13 protein-coding genes, 3 tRNA genes and 1 rRNA gene (1 of these 17 only partly in view) are annotated in these 17,925 nt (G+C 38.8%); all 17 read left to right on the top strand.

Features of this window, described 5'->3' with window-relative positions:
* Positions 1-327, top strand: a complete 327-nt coding sequence (locus ACPF9A_RS04675; protein ID WP_424004425.1) for an FtsL-like putative cell division protein — start codon at positions 1-3, stop codon at positions 325-327.
* A complete protein-coding gene (locus ACPF9A_RS04670; protein WP_424002103.1) occupies positions 327-2,333 on the top strand; it encodes a penicillin-binding protein in 2,007 nt (668 codons plus the stop codon). Before ACPF9A_RS04675 ends, ACPF9A_RS04670 begins: the two co-directional genes overlap by 1 nt.
* Positions 2,330-3,793: a UDP-N-acetylmuramoyl-L-alanyl-D-glutamate--2,6-diaminopimelate ligase gene (locus tag ACPF9A_RS04665; RefSeq protein ID WP_424002101.1), complete on the top strand. Its 1,464-nt coding sequence runs from the start codon at positions 2,330-2,332 to the stop codon at positions 3,791-3,793. Before ACPF9A_RS04670 ends, ACPF9A_RS04665 begins: the two co-directional genes overlap by 4 nt.
* A gap of 31 nt (positions 3,794-3,824) precedes the next feature.
* Entirely contained in the window at positions 3,825-5,045 is a 1,221-nt protein-coding gene (mraY, locus tag ACPF9A_RS04660; protein WP_424002099.1) for a phospho-N-acetylmuramoyl-pentapeptide-transferase, read from the top strand.
* Positions 5,045-6,379: a UDP-N-acetylmuramoyl-L-alanine--D-glutamate ligase gene (gene murD, locus ACPF9A_RS04655; RefSeq protein ID WP_424002097.1), complete on the top strand. Its 1,335-nt coding sequence runs from the start codon at positions 5,045-5,047 to the stop codon at positions 6,377-6,379. The genes mraY and murD overlap by 1 nt, the downstream gene beginning before the upstream one ends.
* A 1-nt stretch (position 6,380) precedes the next feature.
* A complete protein-coding gene (locus tag ACPF9A_RS04650; protein ID WP_424002095.1) occupies positions 6,381-7,589 on the top strand; it encodes an FtsW/RodA/SpoVE family cell cycle protein in 1,209 nt (402 codons plus the stop codon).
* Positions 7,576-8,664: an undecaprenyldiphospho-muramoylpentapeptide beta-N-acetylglucosaminyltransferase gene (gene murG / locus ACPF9A_RS04645; protein ID WP_424002093.1), complete on the top strand. Its 1,089-nt coding sequence runs from the start codon at positions 7,576-7,578 to the stop codon at positions 8,662-8,664. The genes ACPF9A_RS04650 and murG overlap by 14 nt, the downstream gene beginning before the upstream one ends.
* Before the next feature lies 1 nt (position 8,665).
* Positions 8,666-10,021 carry a UDP-N-acetylmuramate--L-alanine ligase gene (gene murC / locus ACPF9A_RS04640; protein ID WP_424002091.1) on the top strand — a complete coding sequence of 452 codons (1,356 nt, stop codon included), beginning with the start codon at positions 8,666-8,668 and terminating at the stop codon, positions 10,019-10,021.
* On the top strand, positions 10,011-10,730 hold the full coding sequence (locus ACPF9A_RS04635; RefSeq protein WP_424002089.1) for a cell division protein FtsQ/DivIB: 720 nt from the start codon (positions 10,011-10,013) through the stop codon (positions 10,728-10,730). The genes murC and ACPF9A_RS04635 overlap by 11 nt, the downstream gene beginning before the upstream one ends.
* 6 nt (positions 10,731-10,736) lie before the next feature.
* Positions 10,737-12,080, top strand: coding sequence for a cell division protein FtsA (ftsA, locus tag ACPF9A_RS04630; RefSeq protein ID WP_133685521.1), 1,344 nt, complete (start codon positions 10,737-10,739; stop codon positions 12,078-12,080).
* A 43-nt stretch (positions 12,081-12,123) separates the two neighbouring features.
* Positions 12,124-14,037: a cell division protein FtsZ gene (gene ftsZ / locus ACPF9A_RS04625; protein WP_424002087.1), complete on the top strand. Its 1,914-nt coding sequence runs from the start codon at positions 12,124-12,126 to the stop codon at positions 14,035-14,037.
* Positions 14,038-14,125: 88 nt separating this feature from the next.
* Entirely contained in the window at positions 14,126-14,569 is a 444-nt protein-coding gene (locus ACPF9A_RS04620) for a GatB/YqeY domain-containing protein (RefSeq protein WP_424002085.1), read from the top strand.
* A 93-nt stretch (positions 14,570-14,662) separates the two neighbouring features.
* A tRNA-Arg gene (locus ACPF9A_RS04615) sits at positions 14,663-14,736 on the top strand.
* A 50-nt stretch (positions 14,737-14,786) separates the two neighbouring features.
* Positions 14,787-15,026, top strand: coding sequence for a GIY-YIG nuclease family protein (locus ACPF9A_RS04610; protein WP_424002083.1), 240 nt, complete (start codon positions 14,787-14,789; stop codon positions 15,024-15,026).
* A gap of 929 nt (positions 15,027-15,955) precedes the next feature.
* Positions 15,956-17,480, top strand: a 16S ribosomal RNA gene (locus tag ACPF9A_RS04605).
* A gap of 180 nt (positions 17,481-17,660) precedes the next feature.
* Positions 17,661-17,734: transfer RNA gene (locus ACPF9A_RS04600), tRNA-Ile, on the top strand.
* Positions 17,735-17,879: 145 nt separating this feature from the next.
* A tRNA-Ala gene (locus ACPF9A_RS04595) sits at positions 17,880-17,925 on the top strand; it runs 28 nt beyond the window's last position.

Genomic DNA, 17,925 nt, shown 5'->3' with positions numbered 1-17,925 from the left:
ATGAAAACGGGTGTATTAGACCTATTGAAGGGCAAATTTTTGGTGAGCGGTGACGCCCCTAAGAATTGGCTGTTCATTATTTTCATTTCTTTTTTGGCAACGGTTATGATCAGTAGCTCTCATAGTGCCGATCAAAAAGTACACCGTATCGCTTTATTAAATGAAGAGGTAAAAGAATTGCGTAACGAGTTTGTTGATATGCGATCAGATGTGCAGCAGCTGAAATTAGAATCGAGTATTACCGGTAAAATTTCGGCAAAAGGGTTATTCCCTTCCGAAACTCCCCCACAGAAAATTAAGGTGAAATCTTTAAATGTGGAGGACTAATGGCAGCAACAGATAAAAGCATATTAAAGAGACTTTACTTAGTAGCCGGGTTCATGGTACTTTTTGCAGGTGCGGTTTTGTTTAAACTGGTATCGATACAAGTAGTAGACGGCGAAAAATATCAGGCAATGGCAGATACGCGTACTGAGCGTATGTTCACCATTGAGCCGAATAGAGGTAATCTATATTCAGACGATGGTAGTCTTTTGGCAACATCGGTTTCTAAATACACCATACGTTTTGATGCTGTAACGGTATCTAACGAAGATTTTAAAGCGAATGTAAAACCATTGGCAGATGCCTTAGCCAAGAATTTCGGTAAAACATCTTCTCACTATCAGCAAATTCTAAGAAAGGCACGTGAGAATAAAAATAGGTATGCACTTATCGTTCGTAACCTAGACTATTCTGAATATATGGCGGTTAAGCAATTTCCGCTTTTCAATAAAGGCGCTTTTAAAGGAGGATTGATCATTGAGCAGAATACCAAAAGAGAGCATCCGTTAGGTAAAATTGCCGAGCGTAGTGTTGGGTATGAGCGTGTAGATGAGAACGGATATTACACCCGTGTAGGTATGGAAGGTGCTTTTGGCCAATACCTAAGAGGAATTTCTGGAAAACGTTTAAAGCAAAAAATCGCAAAGGGACAGTGGAAACCGATCGGTAACGATAATATCATTGAACCGAAAGATGGTTACGACGTGTATTCTACCATTGACATTAATATACAAGATATTGCCCACCATGCTTTATTGGGTCAGTTAGAAAAATACCAAGCAGACCACGGTACGGTAATCGTAATGGAAGTGAAAACGGGCGAGGTAAAAGCAATATCGAACTTAGGGCAGACTGCTGACGGTAAATATTACGAGCGCTTAAACTATGCCATTGGCGAATCGCACGAGCCAGGTTCTACATTTAAGTTGGTGAATTTGGTCGCTGCATTAGAAGATAAGGTGATAGATACCAGTTCTGTAATCGATACCGAAAAAGGAGCTTGGAAATTGTATAAGCATACTATTAAAGATACCAAGCGTGGCGGTCATGGTAAAATTACCATGTCTACAGCTTTTGAAGTATCGTCGAATGTGGCATTTGCAAAAATGATACATGAAGGGTATAAGAACGATCCAGAGAAATATGTGAACAGGTTAATGAGTATGGGTATTCATAAAGAATTGGGGTTACCAGTTCTTGGTGAAGGAAAACCAGTATTGCGTTACCCAGGCGATAAAGGGTGGTCAGGACTTTCATTGGCGCAAATGGCTTACGGGTACGAGGTTTCTATTACGCCACTACAAACATTGGCATTCTATAATGCTATTGCGAACGATGGTGAAATGGTAAAGCCACGTTTGCTGAAAGAAGTGAAGGAGTGGAACAAGACTATCGAGAAGTTCGATAAAAAAGTATTGAACCCTGCAATATGTTCTCAGTCAACGGTTAAAAAAGTACAACAGATATTAAAGAATGTGGTAGAGAAAGAGCACGGTACCGGTCATGGTATGTACTCTAAAAACTTTTCTATGGCAGGTAAAACGGGTACTACGCAAACGAACTATGTATCTAGAGATAAATCGAAATACGAATATATTTCATCGTTCGCAGGCTATTTTCCGGCAGACAATCCGAAGTACTCCTGTATCGTGGTAATTCATAAGCCAGACAAAAGTGTTGGGTATTATGGTGCCGATGTATCTGGTCCTGTATTTAAATCTGTAGCACAAAAAGTATATGCTACATCGCCATTAACAAGCGAGGTAGATGTAAAAGATGTGTTGATCGCTAAAAATGAAGATTCGCACCAAGGGTACTATAAGGTAGCACAACAAAAATATTCATCAATGCCAAATGTAAAAGGTATGTGTGGTATGGATGCGGTTGCGATTCTTGAAAATTTAGGTATCGAGGTAGAAGTAAAAGGAAACGGAAAGGTGAAGAACCAATCGATTTCTAAAGGCACCGATTTAAGCTCGGTGAAAAAAATAGTGTTAGAATTAATATGATGCATTTAAAGGACATATTATATGGAGTGCGTATTACTGCTGTTAGCGGTACTACCTCTTGTGATATAGTATCAGTTTGTTTTGATTCTCGTGAGGTTCAAAAAGGTGATGCCTTTGTTGCTATAAAAGGCACATTGACCGATGGTCATAAATATATAGATGCAGTCGTGGCAGCAGGTGCAAGAGCAATTATTTGCGAGCAATTGCCTATAGACATGAAAGATGATGTTACCTATGTAGAGGTAGAAAGCGGTAATCAGGCATTGGCATTGATGGCTTCTAATTACTACGGTACGCCATCTAAGAATTTAAAATTAGTAGGGGTAACAGGTACTAATGGTAAAACAACCGTATCTAGTTTATTATATCAGTTATTCAAAAAAGCAGGATATAAAGTAGGCTTGTTGTCTACCATTAAAATTATGGTCGATGATACTGAATTCGCAACAAAACATACCACTCCCGATGCATTGGTGATCAATAAGCATCTGAAGATGATGAATGATGCCGGTGTAGAGTTTTGCTTTATGGAGGTAAGTTCTCATGGTATTCATCAAAAAAGAACAGAAGGTTTAGTGTTCGAAGGCGCGATTTTTACGAATCTGTCTCACGATCACCTAGACTACCATAAAACATTCGCCGAGTATCGCGATACCAAGAAAATATTATTCGATCAGTTGCCAAAAACGGCATTTGCATTGACCAATATCGATGATAAAAATGGGTTGGTAATGTTGCAGAATACGAAGGCAACAAAAGCGACCTATGCCTTAAAGAATTATGCAGATTACAGAGCGCAGATTTTAGAAAATCAATTTGACGGTCAGTTGTTGAAAATCAATGACCATGAATTGTGGACAAGATTAATAGGTCATTTCAATGCGTATAATATGCTGGCAATTTATGCAACGGCAGATTTATTAGGATTGGAGCAATTAGAAACCCTACGCTTATTAAGCGAGTTGGAGAATGTAGACGGTAGGTTTCAATATTACATATCAAAGAAAAAAATTACGGCAATAGTTGATTATGCCCATACGCCGGACGCCCTAAAAAATGTGCTTGAGACAATCAACACGTTGAGAACTGGAAATGAAAACGTCATCACCGTTGTGGGGTGTGGTGGCGATAGAGACAGATCAAAGCGTCCGGTAATGGGCAATATCGCATCAGAAATGAGTAATAAAATTATTTTCACTTCTGATAATCCTCGTACCGAATCTCCAACTGAGATTATTGCGGAGATAGAGGCAGGCGTGGAGCCACAGAATGTAAAGAAAATATTGTCTATTGAAAATAGGGAGCAAGCCATTAAAACGGCTTGTCAACTGGCAAACGATAACGACATTATATTAATTGCCGGTAAAGGTCATGAGACCTATCAAGAAACCAACGGTGTACGTATCGATTTCGACGATTTTAAAATAGTAAAAGAGCTTTTAACAAGCTTAGATAAATAACCAAGGCTTAGTAGCAAAGAATATAGATTATATGTTAACCTACCTGTTCGAATATTTAGAAAAACAATACCAGTTGCCTGGAGCTTCGCTGTTTCAGTTCAGCACATTCCGTGCGGCAATGGCTATACTGTTTTCGCTAATGATTGCGACAGTATACGGTAAGCGTGTTATTCTTTTTCTACAGAAACAACAAGTAGGGGAAACCATTCGCGATTTGGGTCTTGATGGTCAAAAGCAAAAAGCAGGTACGCCAACAATGGGTGGTGTTATTATTATCATGTCCACCTTAATACCGGTATTGCTTTTCGCAAGATTAGAAAATATATACATCATGTTGTTGATATTCACTATGCTGTGGATGGGAGCAATCGGCTTTTTAGATGATTACATCAAAGTTTTCAAAAAAAATAAAGAAGGATTAAAAGGTAGGTTCAAAGTATTAGGTCAGGTGGTATTAGGGCTAATAGTAGGTGCTGTTCTATATTTTCACCCAGAAGTGACCATGCGTGATCATGATAAAACGATTATCACACAGGCATACACCGTGGAGCAGGTAAAAGGGGCGGAGATTAAATCGACCATGACAACGGTTCCTTTCTTTAAAAACAATGAATTTGATTATGAGAGTCTAATATCATGGGCAGGTGATGATGCAAAAGATTATGCGTGGTTATTGTTTATACCGGTTATTATTCTAATCGTGACTGCAGTATCAAATGGGGCAAATTTAACCGATGGTATAGATGGTCTCGCGGCAGGTACATCGGCAATTATCGTATTTACCCTGGGCATATTTGCCTTGGTATCTGGTAACATCATATTCTCTGACTATTTAGATATAATGTATATACCACGAGTAGGTGAATTGTTGGTATTCATTACCGCCTTTGTGGGTGCATTGATTGGTTTTTTATGGTACAATGCTTTCCCAGCCCAAGTGTTTATGGGAGATACAGGTAGTTTAACTATAGGTGGTGTTATTGCAGTTATCGCAATTATAGTACGTAAAGAATTATTGATTCCCGTGTTATGCGGAATCTTCTTTGCCGAGTCACTTTCAGTAATGATGCAAGTAGGATATTTCAAATACACAAAGAAAAAATTTGGTGAGGGTAGACGTATATTTTTAATGTCACCATTACATCACCATTATCAAAAAATGGGATACCATGAAAGTAAGATTGTAACCCGTTTTTGGATTGTAGGAATACTATTGGCAATATTAACCGTAGTGACCTTAAAAATTAGATAATGGCACTTTTAGTAGTACTGGGTGGAGGAGAAAGTGGCGTAGGAACTGCTATTTTAGGATTAAAAAAAGGATACGATGTATTTGTGTCTGATAAAGGAAAAATAAAAGAGAAGTATAAAAACGTTCTTGAACATTTTAGAATTGATTGGGAAGAAGAACAGCATTCTGAAGACCGCATACTAAAAGCCGATTTGGTAATGAAGAGTCCGGGTATACCAGACAAAGTACCATTAGTGAAGCAGTTGGTAGCGAAAGGCATTCCGGTAATATCAGAAATAGAATTTGCATCAAAATATACTGATGCAAAAATTATTGGTATCACGGGAAGCAATGGAAAAACAACGACAACCATGTTAACGAACCACATTTTGGCAAATGCCGGATTGAAAGTCGGTATGGCAGGAAACATTGGTGATAGTTATGCGAAAATGGTTGCAGAGAATGAATTTGAGTATTACGTGCTCGAGATCAGTAGTTTTCAACTAGACGGTATTGTAGATTTTAAACCGCACATAGCCGTGATTACGAATATTACACCAGATCATTTAGATCGGTATGAGTATGAGTTTGAAAACTATATCGCATCGAAATTTAGAATAGCAGAAAACCAAGACGAAGATGATTATTTGATATATGATGCAGATGATACGGTTTTGGTAGAATGGCTGAACAAGCACACGGTTAAATCGAAATTAATGCCCTTTTCACTGAACAAAGTATTTGAACAAGGGGCATTTATAGAACAAAACGAGATAATAATAAAAACAACAACAGACACTATTAGCATGATTAAAGACACTTTGGCCTTAGAAGGTCAGCACAATGTAAAGAACACAATGGCAGCGGCAACAATTGCAAAATTAATTGGCATCCGTAAGGAGACGATAAGAGCCTGTGTTTCTAATTTTCAAGGGGCTCCCCACCGTTTGGAGAAGGTGTTAAAAATACATCATGTTGAATATATCAATGACTCAAAGGCAACGAACGTAAACGCTGCTTATTACGCATTAGATAGCATGAAAACCCCTACTGTATGGATCGTAGGTGGTGTAGATAAGGGCAATGAGTACATGGAGTTAATGCCTTTGGTACGTGAGAAAGTAAAAGCAATTATTTGCTTGGGAGAGGATAATGAAAAGATAAAGCATGTATTCGGTAATGCGGTAGATTTATTAGTAGAAACATTCGCAATGGAAGAAGCAGTGAAGGTTGCTTATAAAATAGCAGAACGTGGCGATACTGTTTTGTTATCACCAGCATGTGCAAGTTTCGATTTGTTTAAGAATTATGAAGATCGCGGAGATCAATTTAAGAACTGTGTAAAAAACCTATAAGGTGTTGAACATATTCCAAAATATAAAAGGAGATAAAGCCATTTGGGCCATTGCGGCACTTTTGGCGTTATTTTCATTTTTGCCAGTATATAGTGCCAGTAGTAATTTGGTATATGTAGTGGGTAACGGTACGCCAGTGGGGCACTTGGTAAAACATGCCATACTGTTGTTTTTAGGCTTTGGAATTATTTATGGGGTACATAAAATACCGACACACTTTTTTAAAGGGCTTTCAATGATTGCCCTGCCAATAGTATTGGTATTACTCATATTCGTTTTGGCACAAGGCACCTCTGGTGGTGGTACCAACGATAGTCGTTGGATCCGGTTACCATTGGTAGGTTTCGGTTTTCAGCCCTCGAATTTGGCGGCAGTAGTATTAATGATATATGTAGCACGGTATTTTTCTAAAGTAAGAGAAATCAAAATAACATTTAAAGAAAGCATATTGCCCTTATGGCTTCCAGTTTTCTTGGTCGTAGCACTTATTTTACCGGCGAACTTCTCAACAGCTGCGATTGTATTTGCTATGGTTATGGTGTTGTGTTTTTTAGGAGGATATCCTATGAAATACCTGTTAGGCATTGTTGGTGCGGGCATGTTGTTTCTGACCATTTTCGTATTAACTGCAAAAGCTTTTCCAGATCTATTTCCGAATAGGGTAGATACGTGGATGAGCCGTATAGATAGCTTCTCAAATCCTGAGGATACCGAAGGCTCCTATCAAATTGAAAGAGCAAAAATAGCGATAGCTACTGGCGGAGTAATGGGTAAAGGAGCTGGAAAAAGTGTGCAGAAGAACTTTTTACCACAGAGTTCATCAGATTTTATTTATGCGATTATAGTTGAGGAATATGGTTTAATAGGAGGATTTATCCTCATGTTGTTTTATTTGTTTCTGCTCTTTAGAATAGTGGTAGTTGCCAATGGTTGCGCATCGGTCTTTAGTAAGTTACTCGTGCTAGGCGTTGGTTTGCCCATTGTGTTTCAAGCATTGATAAACATGGCGGTCGCGGTAGAATTATTTCCTGTAACAGGTCAGAATTTACCATTGATCAGTAGTGGAGGAACATCTAGTTGGATGACCTGTTTGGCGATTGGCATCATATTAAGTGCAAGTAATAAAAGTATAGCTCAGGAGAGTGCTTCTGGCAATGATATTGATATGGATGAAACGAACCCTTTAGAGATTTTAAGTGGGCAGTTATAGGTTCATTTTATCAGGAGGAGGTACTGGCGGACATATTTATCCGGCGATAGCCATAGCGAACGAATTGAAGAGGAGATATCCTGATGCAGAGTTTTTGTTCGTTGGCGCCAAGGATAGAATGGAGATGGAGAAAGTACCACAAGCAGGGTACAAAATAGAAGGATTGTGGATTACGGGAATTCAGCGAAAACTGACCCTTAAAAATCTACTATTTCCAATAAAATTAATAAGTAGTTTAATGAGAGCAAATAGCATCGTATCGAAGTTTAAACCACACGTCGTAATTGGTACGGGTGGTTTTGCTAGTGGTCCGTTGTTAAAAATGGCAACCGTAAAAGGGATACCATGTGTGCTGCAAGAACAGAATTCATTTGCGGGCATTACCAATAAACTATTAAAAGATAAAGTGGAGAAAATCTGTGTGGTATATGATGGCATGGAGAAGTTTTTTCCGAAAGATAAGATTGTAAAAACGGGTAATCCTGTACGTTCAGATTTGGTGGAATTGAAAGCGACTAAATGTGAAGCTCTACAATATTTTGAATTAAATGCCGATAAGAAAACGCTTTTAATATTAGGTGGAAGTTTAGGGGCAAGACGTATCAACCAATTGGTAGCAGATCATTTAGAATATTTTGAGGCATTGGGGCTGCAAGTGATATGGCAATGTGGAAAAGGGTATTACGATACCTACAAATCGCATCAGTCAGTAAATAGTAAAGTGCATGCTTTTTTAAATTCTATGGATAAAGCCTATGCAGCGGCAGATTTCATTATTTCAAGAGCAGGTGCGGGTGCGGTATCAGAATTGTGTTTGGTAGGTAAACCAACATTCTTTATTCCGTCGCCAGTGGTAGCAGAAGATCACCAGACCATGAATGCATTGTCGTTGGTTGGGCATGAGGCTGCGATTATGATTAGAGAAAAAGAGCTGGACGAAAAATTTAAATCTGAATTCGAATCGGTATTGAATTCTGCAGAAAAGCAACAAGAATTATCAAAGAATATTAAGGCATTGGCATTACCGAATGCCACGTCTGATATCTGCGATGAAATAGAAAAATTGATAAAATAAGATGAACGTAACGCAAATACATAGGGTGTATTTTATAGGCATAGGGGGCATAGGTATGTCTGCTTTGGCGCGTTATTTTGCGTTCATAAATAAAGAGGTTGCCGGGTACGATAAAACCGAGAGTCCGCTAACAAAAGAATTGGCAAGTTCAGGTATTGATATTCACTATACAGATGATATCGATGCAGTGCCACAAGAATATAAGAATGATGCAGAACATACTTTGGTGGTGTATACACCGGCAGTACCTTCAAAACATTCAGAGTATCAGTATTTTTTAAATAATGGTTTTACGATTAAAAAACGCTCAGAGGTTTTAGGTTTAATAACCAAAGACTCTTTCTGCTTGGCAGTTGCGGGTACACACGGTAAAACAACGACCTCAAGTATTTTGGCGCATTTGCTTCAAGAAACAGGTGTTAAAATGACCGCTTTTTTAGGTGGAATATCAGAAGATTTTAATAGCAATTTCCTTTTAGAAGGAACAGAGTATTCGGTAGTAGAAGCAGATGAATTTGATCGTTCATTTATGCAGTTAACGCCTAATGTAGCCTGTGTTACGTCAATGGATGCTGATCACCTTGATATTTATGGTGATGCGCAAGAATTGGAAAGAACATTTGTTGATTTTACCAAACGCTTAAAGCCAGGCGGTAAATTATTTGTTCGAAATGGTTTGCCTTTAGAAGGGTTGACCTATGGTATAGAAGACGATTCGGATTATTGCATCCGAAACATAAAAATAGAACATGGCACCTACATATTCGATTTGGAGACCCCCGACCTCAAACTAGAAGGGGTTGAATTCAACAAACCTGGGCGACATAATTTGTTGAACGGTTTGGTAGCTTTCGCAATGGCGATGCAAGCAGGTTCCCCGCCGCATCGCCTTGCTGAGGCACTAGCGACATTTAAGGGTGTTCAAAGGCGTTTTTCATATCAAATTAAGAATGAAGACTTTATTTTTATTGATGATTATGCGCATCATCCAACAGAGATAAATGCCGTTTTTGAAGCAGTTTCAGAAATGCATCCGAATAAAAAAGTACTGGCAATTTTTCAGCCTCATTTGTTCTCAAGAACACGAGATTTTTCAGATGCATTTGCAGAAAGTTTATCGCAGTTCGAAAATGTATTGTTACTAGATATCTATCCGGCTAGAGAAGAACCGATTGCAGGTGTTGACTCAGCATGGTTGTTAGAAAAGATGACGAATACCAATAGAAAATTAATTTCGAAAGAACAAATCCTTTTTGAAATAAAAAAACAGAATCCAGAAGTTTTAATAACAATGGGAGCTGGAGATATAGGTTTAGAAGTGGTAAACATAAAAAAAGAAATGTCGTATGCAGGTTAATTGGAATTTAATAAAGTTAGCTGCTTTGGTTCTGGTAATCATGGGGTTATACGCGTTTTCTAATGAACGAAATAACGCTAAAAACGTTTCGGGAATGAAGGTAGAATTCGTTGGGGATCAGAATTTGTACCTCACAGAGGGGACGGTTAATAAATTGTTAATACAAAATTACGGTAGTCTCAAAAATGTCCCTAAAGAAAATATAGTTTTGAATACTGTAGAAAAGGCCCTTGAGGCCAATGAAATGGTAAAAAGTGCCCAAGTCTATCTAACAATAGATGGTGAGCTAACGTCAAAAATAGTTCAACGCAAACCAATCGGACGCATAGAGGGGGATACAAAGTTTTATTTGGATGATGAAGGAAAGAGAATGCCTTTTTCAAATAATCATTCAGCAAGAGTTCCCATCATAACAGGCAATATCAGTGGTAAAAGCCTTGAGGATGTCTATGTCATATTGGAACATGTGAATAAGGATGATTTTTTTCGTGAATCGGTAATCGGTATTCATATCAAAAGTGAGAAGGAATATCAATTGCGATTAAGGCTCAACAATTTTGTTGTAAACGTAGGCGGTATTGAAGATTTAGAGGCTAAGTTCAGCAATTTTAAGGCGTTTTATGCCAAAGCGAGCAAGGATCAGACCTTAGAAGATTATGCGGTAGTAAGTTTAGAATTCAATAACCAGGTGGTGTGCACTAAAATATAATAGAAAATGGAACAAACTAAATATTCAGTCGGTTTAGACATAGGAACAACGAAAATCGTTGCCATAATCGGGAAACAAAACGAATATGGTAAAATTGAGATTTTGGGTATCGGTAAGTCCAAAAGTTTAGGTGTACACAGAGGTGTAGTAAACAATATTACACAAACTATAAAATCTATTCAACAAGCGGTCGAAGAGGCAGAAGCAAATTCTGGACTTAAAATCGGATCTGTTGTTGTTGGTATTGCCGGGCAGCATATTAGAAGTTTACAGCACAGCGATTACATCACCAGAAAAGATTCTGAAGAAGTAATCGGTGATGAAGATGTAGACTTACTATGTAATCAAGTGCACAAATTGATTATGCTACCAGGTGAAGAAATTATTCATGTTTTACCACAAGAATACAAGGTTGATGGGCAAGCTGAAATACGCGAGCCTGTTGGTATGTATGGTGGTAGGCTAGAGGCTAACTTTCATGTAGTAGTTGGTCAGGTAGTTTCTATTAAGAATGTAGGTCGTTGCATTAAAAGTGCAGGGTTAGATTTAGGAAACATAACACTAGAGCCATTAGCATCATCAGACGCTGTGTTAAGTCAAGAAGAAAAAGAAGCAGGTGTAGCACTGATAGATATAGGTGGTGGTACAACTGATCTGGCTATTTTTAAAGATGGTATTATTAGGCATACTGCTGTAATACCTTTTGGTGGTGGGGTAATCACAGAAGATATTAAGGAAGGTTGTTCAATTATAGAGAAACAGGCAGAGTTGTTGAAAACTAGGTTTGGTTCTGCATGGCCAGGAGAAAATAGAGATAATGAGATTGTATCTATACCAGGTTTACGTGGTAGAGAGCCAAAAGAAATCTCTTTGAAAAATCTTTCTAAAATAATTCATGCACGTGTAGTTGAGATTATAGAGCAAGTTTATGTTGAAATCAAAAACTACGGTCACGAAGAGCAAAAGAAGAAATTAATTGCAGGTATAGTGTTAACAGGTGGTGGAAGCCAACTAAAACATTTAAAGCAATTAGTAGAATATATAACAGGTATGGATACTCGTATAGGGTACCCTAACGAACATTTGGCAGGTGATTCTGACGAAGAAGTCGCTAGTCCGTTATACGCAACAGCTGTAGGTCTTTTAATGAATGCCATTAAAAACCAAGAAAAGTTGAAGTTAACGCAAGAAGAAATTATACAAGAAGTAGAGCAAGAACAGGAAGAGGAATTGGTATACGCAGAACGTGAAACAGAAGCTATAGCACGCCCGAACCTACATAAGGAAAGAAAATCTGTTTTTGACAAGTGGTCTGAAAAGTTGAAAGAATTTTTAGATAACGCAGAGTAATAAGCATAGCATAAGAGAATACATAACCAGTAATAATTAGAATATGAGCAAGAACATCGAATTTGATAATATCTCCTTTGATCTACCAAAGAATCAAAGCAACGTTATAAAGGTCATTGGTGTAGGTGGCGGTGGTAGTAATGCCATTAATCACATGTTCCAAGCAGGAATTAACGGAGTTGATTTTGTAATCTGTAATACAGATTCTCAGGCTTTAGACAATAGTCCGGTGCCTAACAAAATACAATTAGGTGTATCATTGACAGAGGGTTTGGGGGCTGGTGCCAATCCTGAAGTAGGTGAGCAAGCTGCCATGGAAAGTATGGAAGAAATTAAAAGTATGTTGGATACAACTACTAAAATGATCTTCATTACTGCTGGTATGGGCGGGGGAACAGGAACTGGTGCTGCTCCCGTAATTGCTAAGTTTGCTAAAGAAATGGATGTTCTTACTGTAGGTATCGTTACTATGCCGTTTCAATTCGAAGGTAAAATGCGAGTTGAGCAAGCACAACGAGGTATCGAAAAATTACGCAAAAATGTAGATTCGTTAATCGTTATCAACAACAATAAATTAAGAGAGGTTTATGGTAACCTTGGTTTTAAAGCTGGTTTCTCTAAAGCCGATGAAGTATTAGCAACTGCAGCTAGAGGTATTGCAGAAGTTATTACACATCACTATACACAAAACATAGATTTACGTGACGCCAAAACAGTATTATCCAATAGCGGTACTGCTATAATGGGTTCTGCTATTTCATCTGGTTCGGCAAGAGCTAATGAAGCAATCATGAAAGCGTTAGATTCTCCGTTATTGAACGATAACAAAATACAAGGAGCTAAAAACGTATTGTTATTGATTGTTTCTGGTTCGCAAGAAATTACTATTGATGAAATAGGTGAGATCAATGATCATATTCAAATCGAAGCGGGTTACGGTGCAAACATTATAATGGGTGTTGGTGAAGACGAAAGCTTAGGTGAGGCTATTGCGGTAACAGTAATTGCTACTGGTTTTAATATTGAGCAACAAGATGATATTGTAAATACCGAATCGAAGAAAATCATTCATACTTTAGAAGAAGGGCAACGTGCCGAGGCAATGTTGTTATCTAATACTAAAACTGTTCATACTTTAGAAATGGACGAGGAGGAAGAGGAGGTAAAACAAGTCAAACCCGTAAAAAAGTATGAGTTCGTTGAGGAAGCAGATTTTGACTTGATACCTACAACGAACTATATTAAAAATTTCAATGTTTTTTATGAGGAAGTATTGGCTGAAAATGTATCTGAAGAAGATTTTGTAATCGTAGATGCACCGTCATCTTTTCGAAATATCGAAGTCGTAGAGCCAGAAGTATTAAGATTTGAAGATGAAGAAGATGAATTTTCAATAAATTTCGAATCATCTGCTAGAGATGAAGAAGAAAAGGAAAATGTAATCATGTTCGATTTACATGATGAAGTAAAAGATATAGATGTTAACGATAGTATCGAAATTGTGCCGGTATTAGAGTATAATAAGAATGGTGAAAAGCGCTATAGCTTAGATGACTACATGCAATTAGAAAGTAAATTGACAGGTGCAAGGTCTAAGGCAGAAGAATATGAGCCAAAAGTTATTGAAGATGAATTAATTTTCGAGAAAAAGACAGTAGCGCCAAGAAGAGAAATTCACCCAGAAGAGCAATTAGATCCAATGGAAACTCCGATTGAAGAATTGTTACGAGATAGGGCTGATGAGCGTAGAAGAAAACTGAAAGATTTTAACTATAAGTTCAAAAATAACGCACCTACCAGTTATGACGAAAAGAAGCCGGCATATCAAAGACAAGGTGTTAATTTGAACGAAAATCCTAGAGAAAAGAAGATTTCTAGAACATCGTTAAGTGGTGATAGTAATGATGATATTCAGTTACGTTCTAATAACTCTTTTTTACATGATAATGTAGATTAGTAATAGGATTACTATAATTTTAAAACCCGAAAACTAAGTTAGTTTTCGGGTTTTATTTTTTATCTTCGCAGACCAAAATAAAGAGCAAATGGGTTTACAGGAAAGAGTAATGGAGCAGTTGAAATTGGCTATGAAGGCAAAAGATTCAGTAGCACTAGAATCGCTTAGGGCTATTAAATCTGCATTGTTGGTAGCGAGTACAAGTGGAGCTGGCGAAATTACTGAAGATGATGAAATTCAGATTGTCCAAAAATTGGTAAAACAGCGTAAAGATAGTGCTGCAATTTTTACGGAGCAGGGTAGACAAGATCTTGCTGATCCAGAACTAGCTCAGATTGCAGTTATCGAGAAATTTTTACCAGAACAACTTACGGAAGAAGAAGTAGAAAAAGTTGTTGTACAAACTATAGATGCTATAGGTGCTTCAGGTATGAAGGATATGGGAAAAGTTATGGGAATCGTCTCTAAAGAATTAGCCGGTCAAGCAGACGGTAAATTGATATCTACCATCGTGAAGAAGAAATTAGCATAACATAGATTAGTATTAGGTCATTTTTAATTTTGCTAATTGCTAATTGCTAATTGCTAATTGCTAATTGCTAATTGCTAATTGAATACTGAATATGGCCTCGTGGCGCAACTGAATAGCGCATCAGATTTCGGCTCTGAGGGTTGGGGGTTTGAATCCCTTCGAGGTCACACTTTTAAATTAAGGTTTTGCATTTGCAAGACCTTTTTTATTTTAAGTTATGTATCACGTTTATGTTTTAAGAAGTGAAGTGGATGGGCGTCTTTATAAAGGAATGACCAATGATCTTCAGAAAAGAATAGAACAACATAATTTAGGGAGGAATAAATCTACTAAAGGATTTCTTCCTTGGGTCTTAATGTATTCAGAAGAATTTGAAACAAGGTTAGAAGCACGTAATAAGGAGAAAAATTTTAAATCAGGTGTTGGGCGTGAGTTTTTGAGAAATTTATTGAATTAATAAGCATCAGACCTGCCTGATAACACATTAGATTTCAAATCAATTTTGGTTTTGAATATTCTTAGTGATGAAATTTATATACCATAGCAAAAGAACCAATGTTTAAGCGGAAGTTAAAACTGATGATATGAGGTTTTAATGTGGTTAGAATCTTGTTTTATAAAAACAAGAAATCTATACTTTATATAGGAGTAAGATTTTTAGTCAATTGCTTCTGAATAATTTTCTAGACATATTTGAAGTTTGAATACGAATTTTGACATGCAATTAGGTACTGTTTCTAATATATTCTATGTCTTAAATCTAAGATAATGACAAGTTGAAACTTCTTTTCAGGGTTTCTATTGCCGTTTGAATACCAGAATCAAAAAACAGTTTTATTGTTAGTAAGTGTATTGTGTATTATGGTAATCATTGTTGTTATATTTTTATGTGAATTTTGTTGATTCTAACGTGCGGTAAATCATGCAGTTAGTGACTGGTCAAAAAACTTTGTTTATTTTATTCAAAAAAGGCTTGTGTAGTTAAGAATAGTGTGTACATTTGCACCCCGCAAACGGTGAAGTTTATGTCTGAACCGGGCGTTGGAAAAAGGTTCATATAAATGTTGATTAGGTCTGGGGAAAAAAAGAAAAATATTTTTTTCGATAAAAGTTGCCAGGTTAAAAAACAGTTGTATATTTGCAGCCGCTTAGGGAAACACCTAAGGGAAACGAGGCGAGGAAATCGAGAGATTTGGAGTTGAGTGGATAGAAGTTCATTGAAATATTGTGGAGATAAGAATCGAGTTCAGGTGAGGACCTGGATGAGAGGAACAAGAATTAAGGAAACATACAATTTAGTATATCGCAAGGTATATATAAGGAATTGAATCGAGAGTCGGGGCCGGGAGAGATTTGGACTTCGTTGGGACGAATATTTACAAAACAACGATGAAGAGTTTGATCCTGGCTCAGGATGAACGCTAGCGGCAGGCCTAACACATGCAAGTCGAGGGGTAACGGGGAGCTTGCTCCGCCGACGACCGGCGCACGGGTGCGCACCGCGTATGGAACCTACCTTGTACAGGGGAATAGCCTTTGGAAACGAAGATTAATGCCCCGTGGCACCACGCCCCGGCATCGGGATGTGGTTAAAGCCTTCGGGCGGTACAAGATGGCCATGCGTCCCATTAGCTTGTTGGTAAGGTAACGGCTTACCAAGGCTACGATGGGTAGGGGCCCTGAGAGGGGGATCCCCCACACTGGTACTGAGACACGGACCAGACTCCTACGGGAGGCAGCAGTGAGGAATATTGGACAATGGAGGAGACTCTGATCCAGCCATGCCGCGTGCAGGAAGAATGCCCTATGGGTAGTAAACTGCTTTTATACAGGAAGAAAAAGAGCTACGTGTAGCTTACTGACGGTACTGTAAGAATAAGGACCGGCTAACTCCGTGCCAGCAGCCGCGGTAATACGGAGGGTCCGAGCGTTATCCGGAATTATTGGGTTTAAAGGGTCCGTAGGCGGGCCGATAAGTCAGGGGTGAAAGTTTGCAGCTCAACTGTAAAATTGCCTTTGATACTGTTGGTCTTGAGTTATAGTGAAGTTGCCGGAATATGTAGTGTAGCGGTGAAATGCATAGATATTACATAGAACACCGATTGCGAAGGCAGGTGACTAACTATATACTGACGCTGATGGACGAAAGCGTGGGGAGCGAACAGGATTAGATACCCTGGTAGTCCACGCCGTAAACGATGGATACTAGCTGTCCGGGACCTTGAGTTCTGGGCGGCCAAGCGAAAGTGATAAGTATCCCACCTGGGGAGTACGTTCGCAAGAATGAAACTCAAAGGAATTGACGGGGGCCCGCACAAGCGGTGGAGCATGTGGTTTAATTCGATGATACGCGAGGAACCTTACCAGGGCTTAAATGCATATTGACAGGTCTAGAGATAGATTTTCCTTCGGGCAATTTGCAAGGTGCTGCATGGTTGTCGTCAGCTCGTGCCGTGAGGTGTCAGGTTAAGTCCTATAACGAGCGCAACCCCTACCGTTAGTTGCCAGCATGTCATGATGGGGACTCTAACGGGACTGCCGGTGCAAACCGTGAGGAAGGTGGGGATGACGTCAAATCATCACGGCCCTTACGTCCTGGGCCACACACGTGCTACAATGGCAGGTACAGAGAGCAGCCATGTCGCAAGGCAGAGCGAATCTATAAAACCTGTCACAGTTCGGATCGGGGTCTGCAACTCGACCCCGTGAAGCTGGAATCGCTAGTAATCGGATATCAGCCATGATCCGGTGAATACGTTCCCGGGCCTTGTACACACCGCCCGTCAAGCCATGGAAGCCGGGAGTGCCTGAAGTCCGTCACCGTAAGGAGCGGCCTAGGGCAAGATCGGTAACTAGGGCTAAGTCGTAACAAGGTAGCCGTACCGGAAGGTGCGGCTGGAACACCTCCTTTCTAGAGATTGTCCTTTAAGGACAGTCCCTGACGAAGTAAAGAATGGAACTACGGTCCCGGTCTTTTGATTTAATAATAGTTTCTTTAACAATGTTCCAATATAATGATCTCCATAATTATGATATATAAGTAATTGCTTTTTTCGCGAGGTATTTATTGCCGAGAGGAAGGAGTAGGGACAGTCCCATAGCTCAGCTGGTTAGAGCGCTACACTGATAATGTAGAGGTCGGCAGTTCGAGTCTGCCTGGGACTACTGAAAAGTACGAGGTACAAGGTAAAAGAGGTACGTAGTACGAACGTTCATAAAGATTGAAATATTGAAGGAAATTTTAGAAGTTGAGGAGTTAAAGGGGTTGTTACTCATAACTCTTAACTAATAACTCATAACTAAAATAAATGGGGGATTAGCTCAGCTGGCTAGAGCGCCTGCCTTGCACGCAGGAG

Source organism: Maribacter sp. IgM3_T14_3 (assembly GCF_049603095.1).
Taxonomy (GTDB): domain Bacteria; phylum Bacteroidota; class Bacteroidia; order Flavobacteriales; family Flavobacteriaceae; genus Maribacter.
The sequence above is the reverse complement of the archived record's forward strand: the minus strand, read 5'-3'. Positions and strand labels throughout refer to the sequence as shown.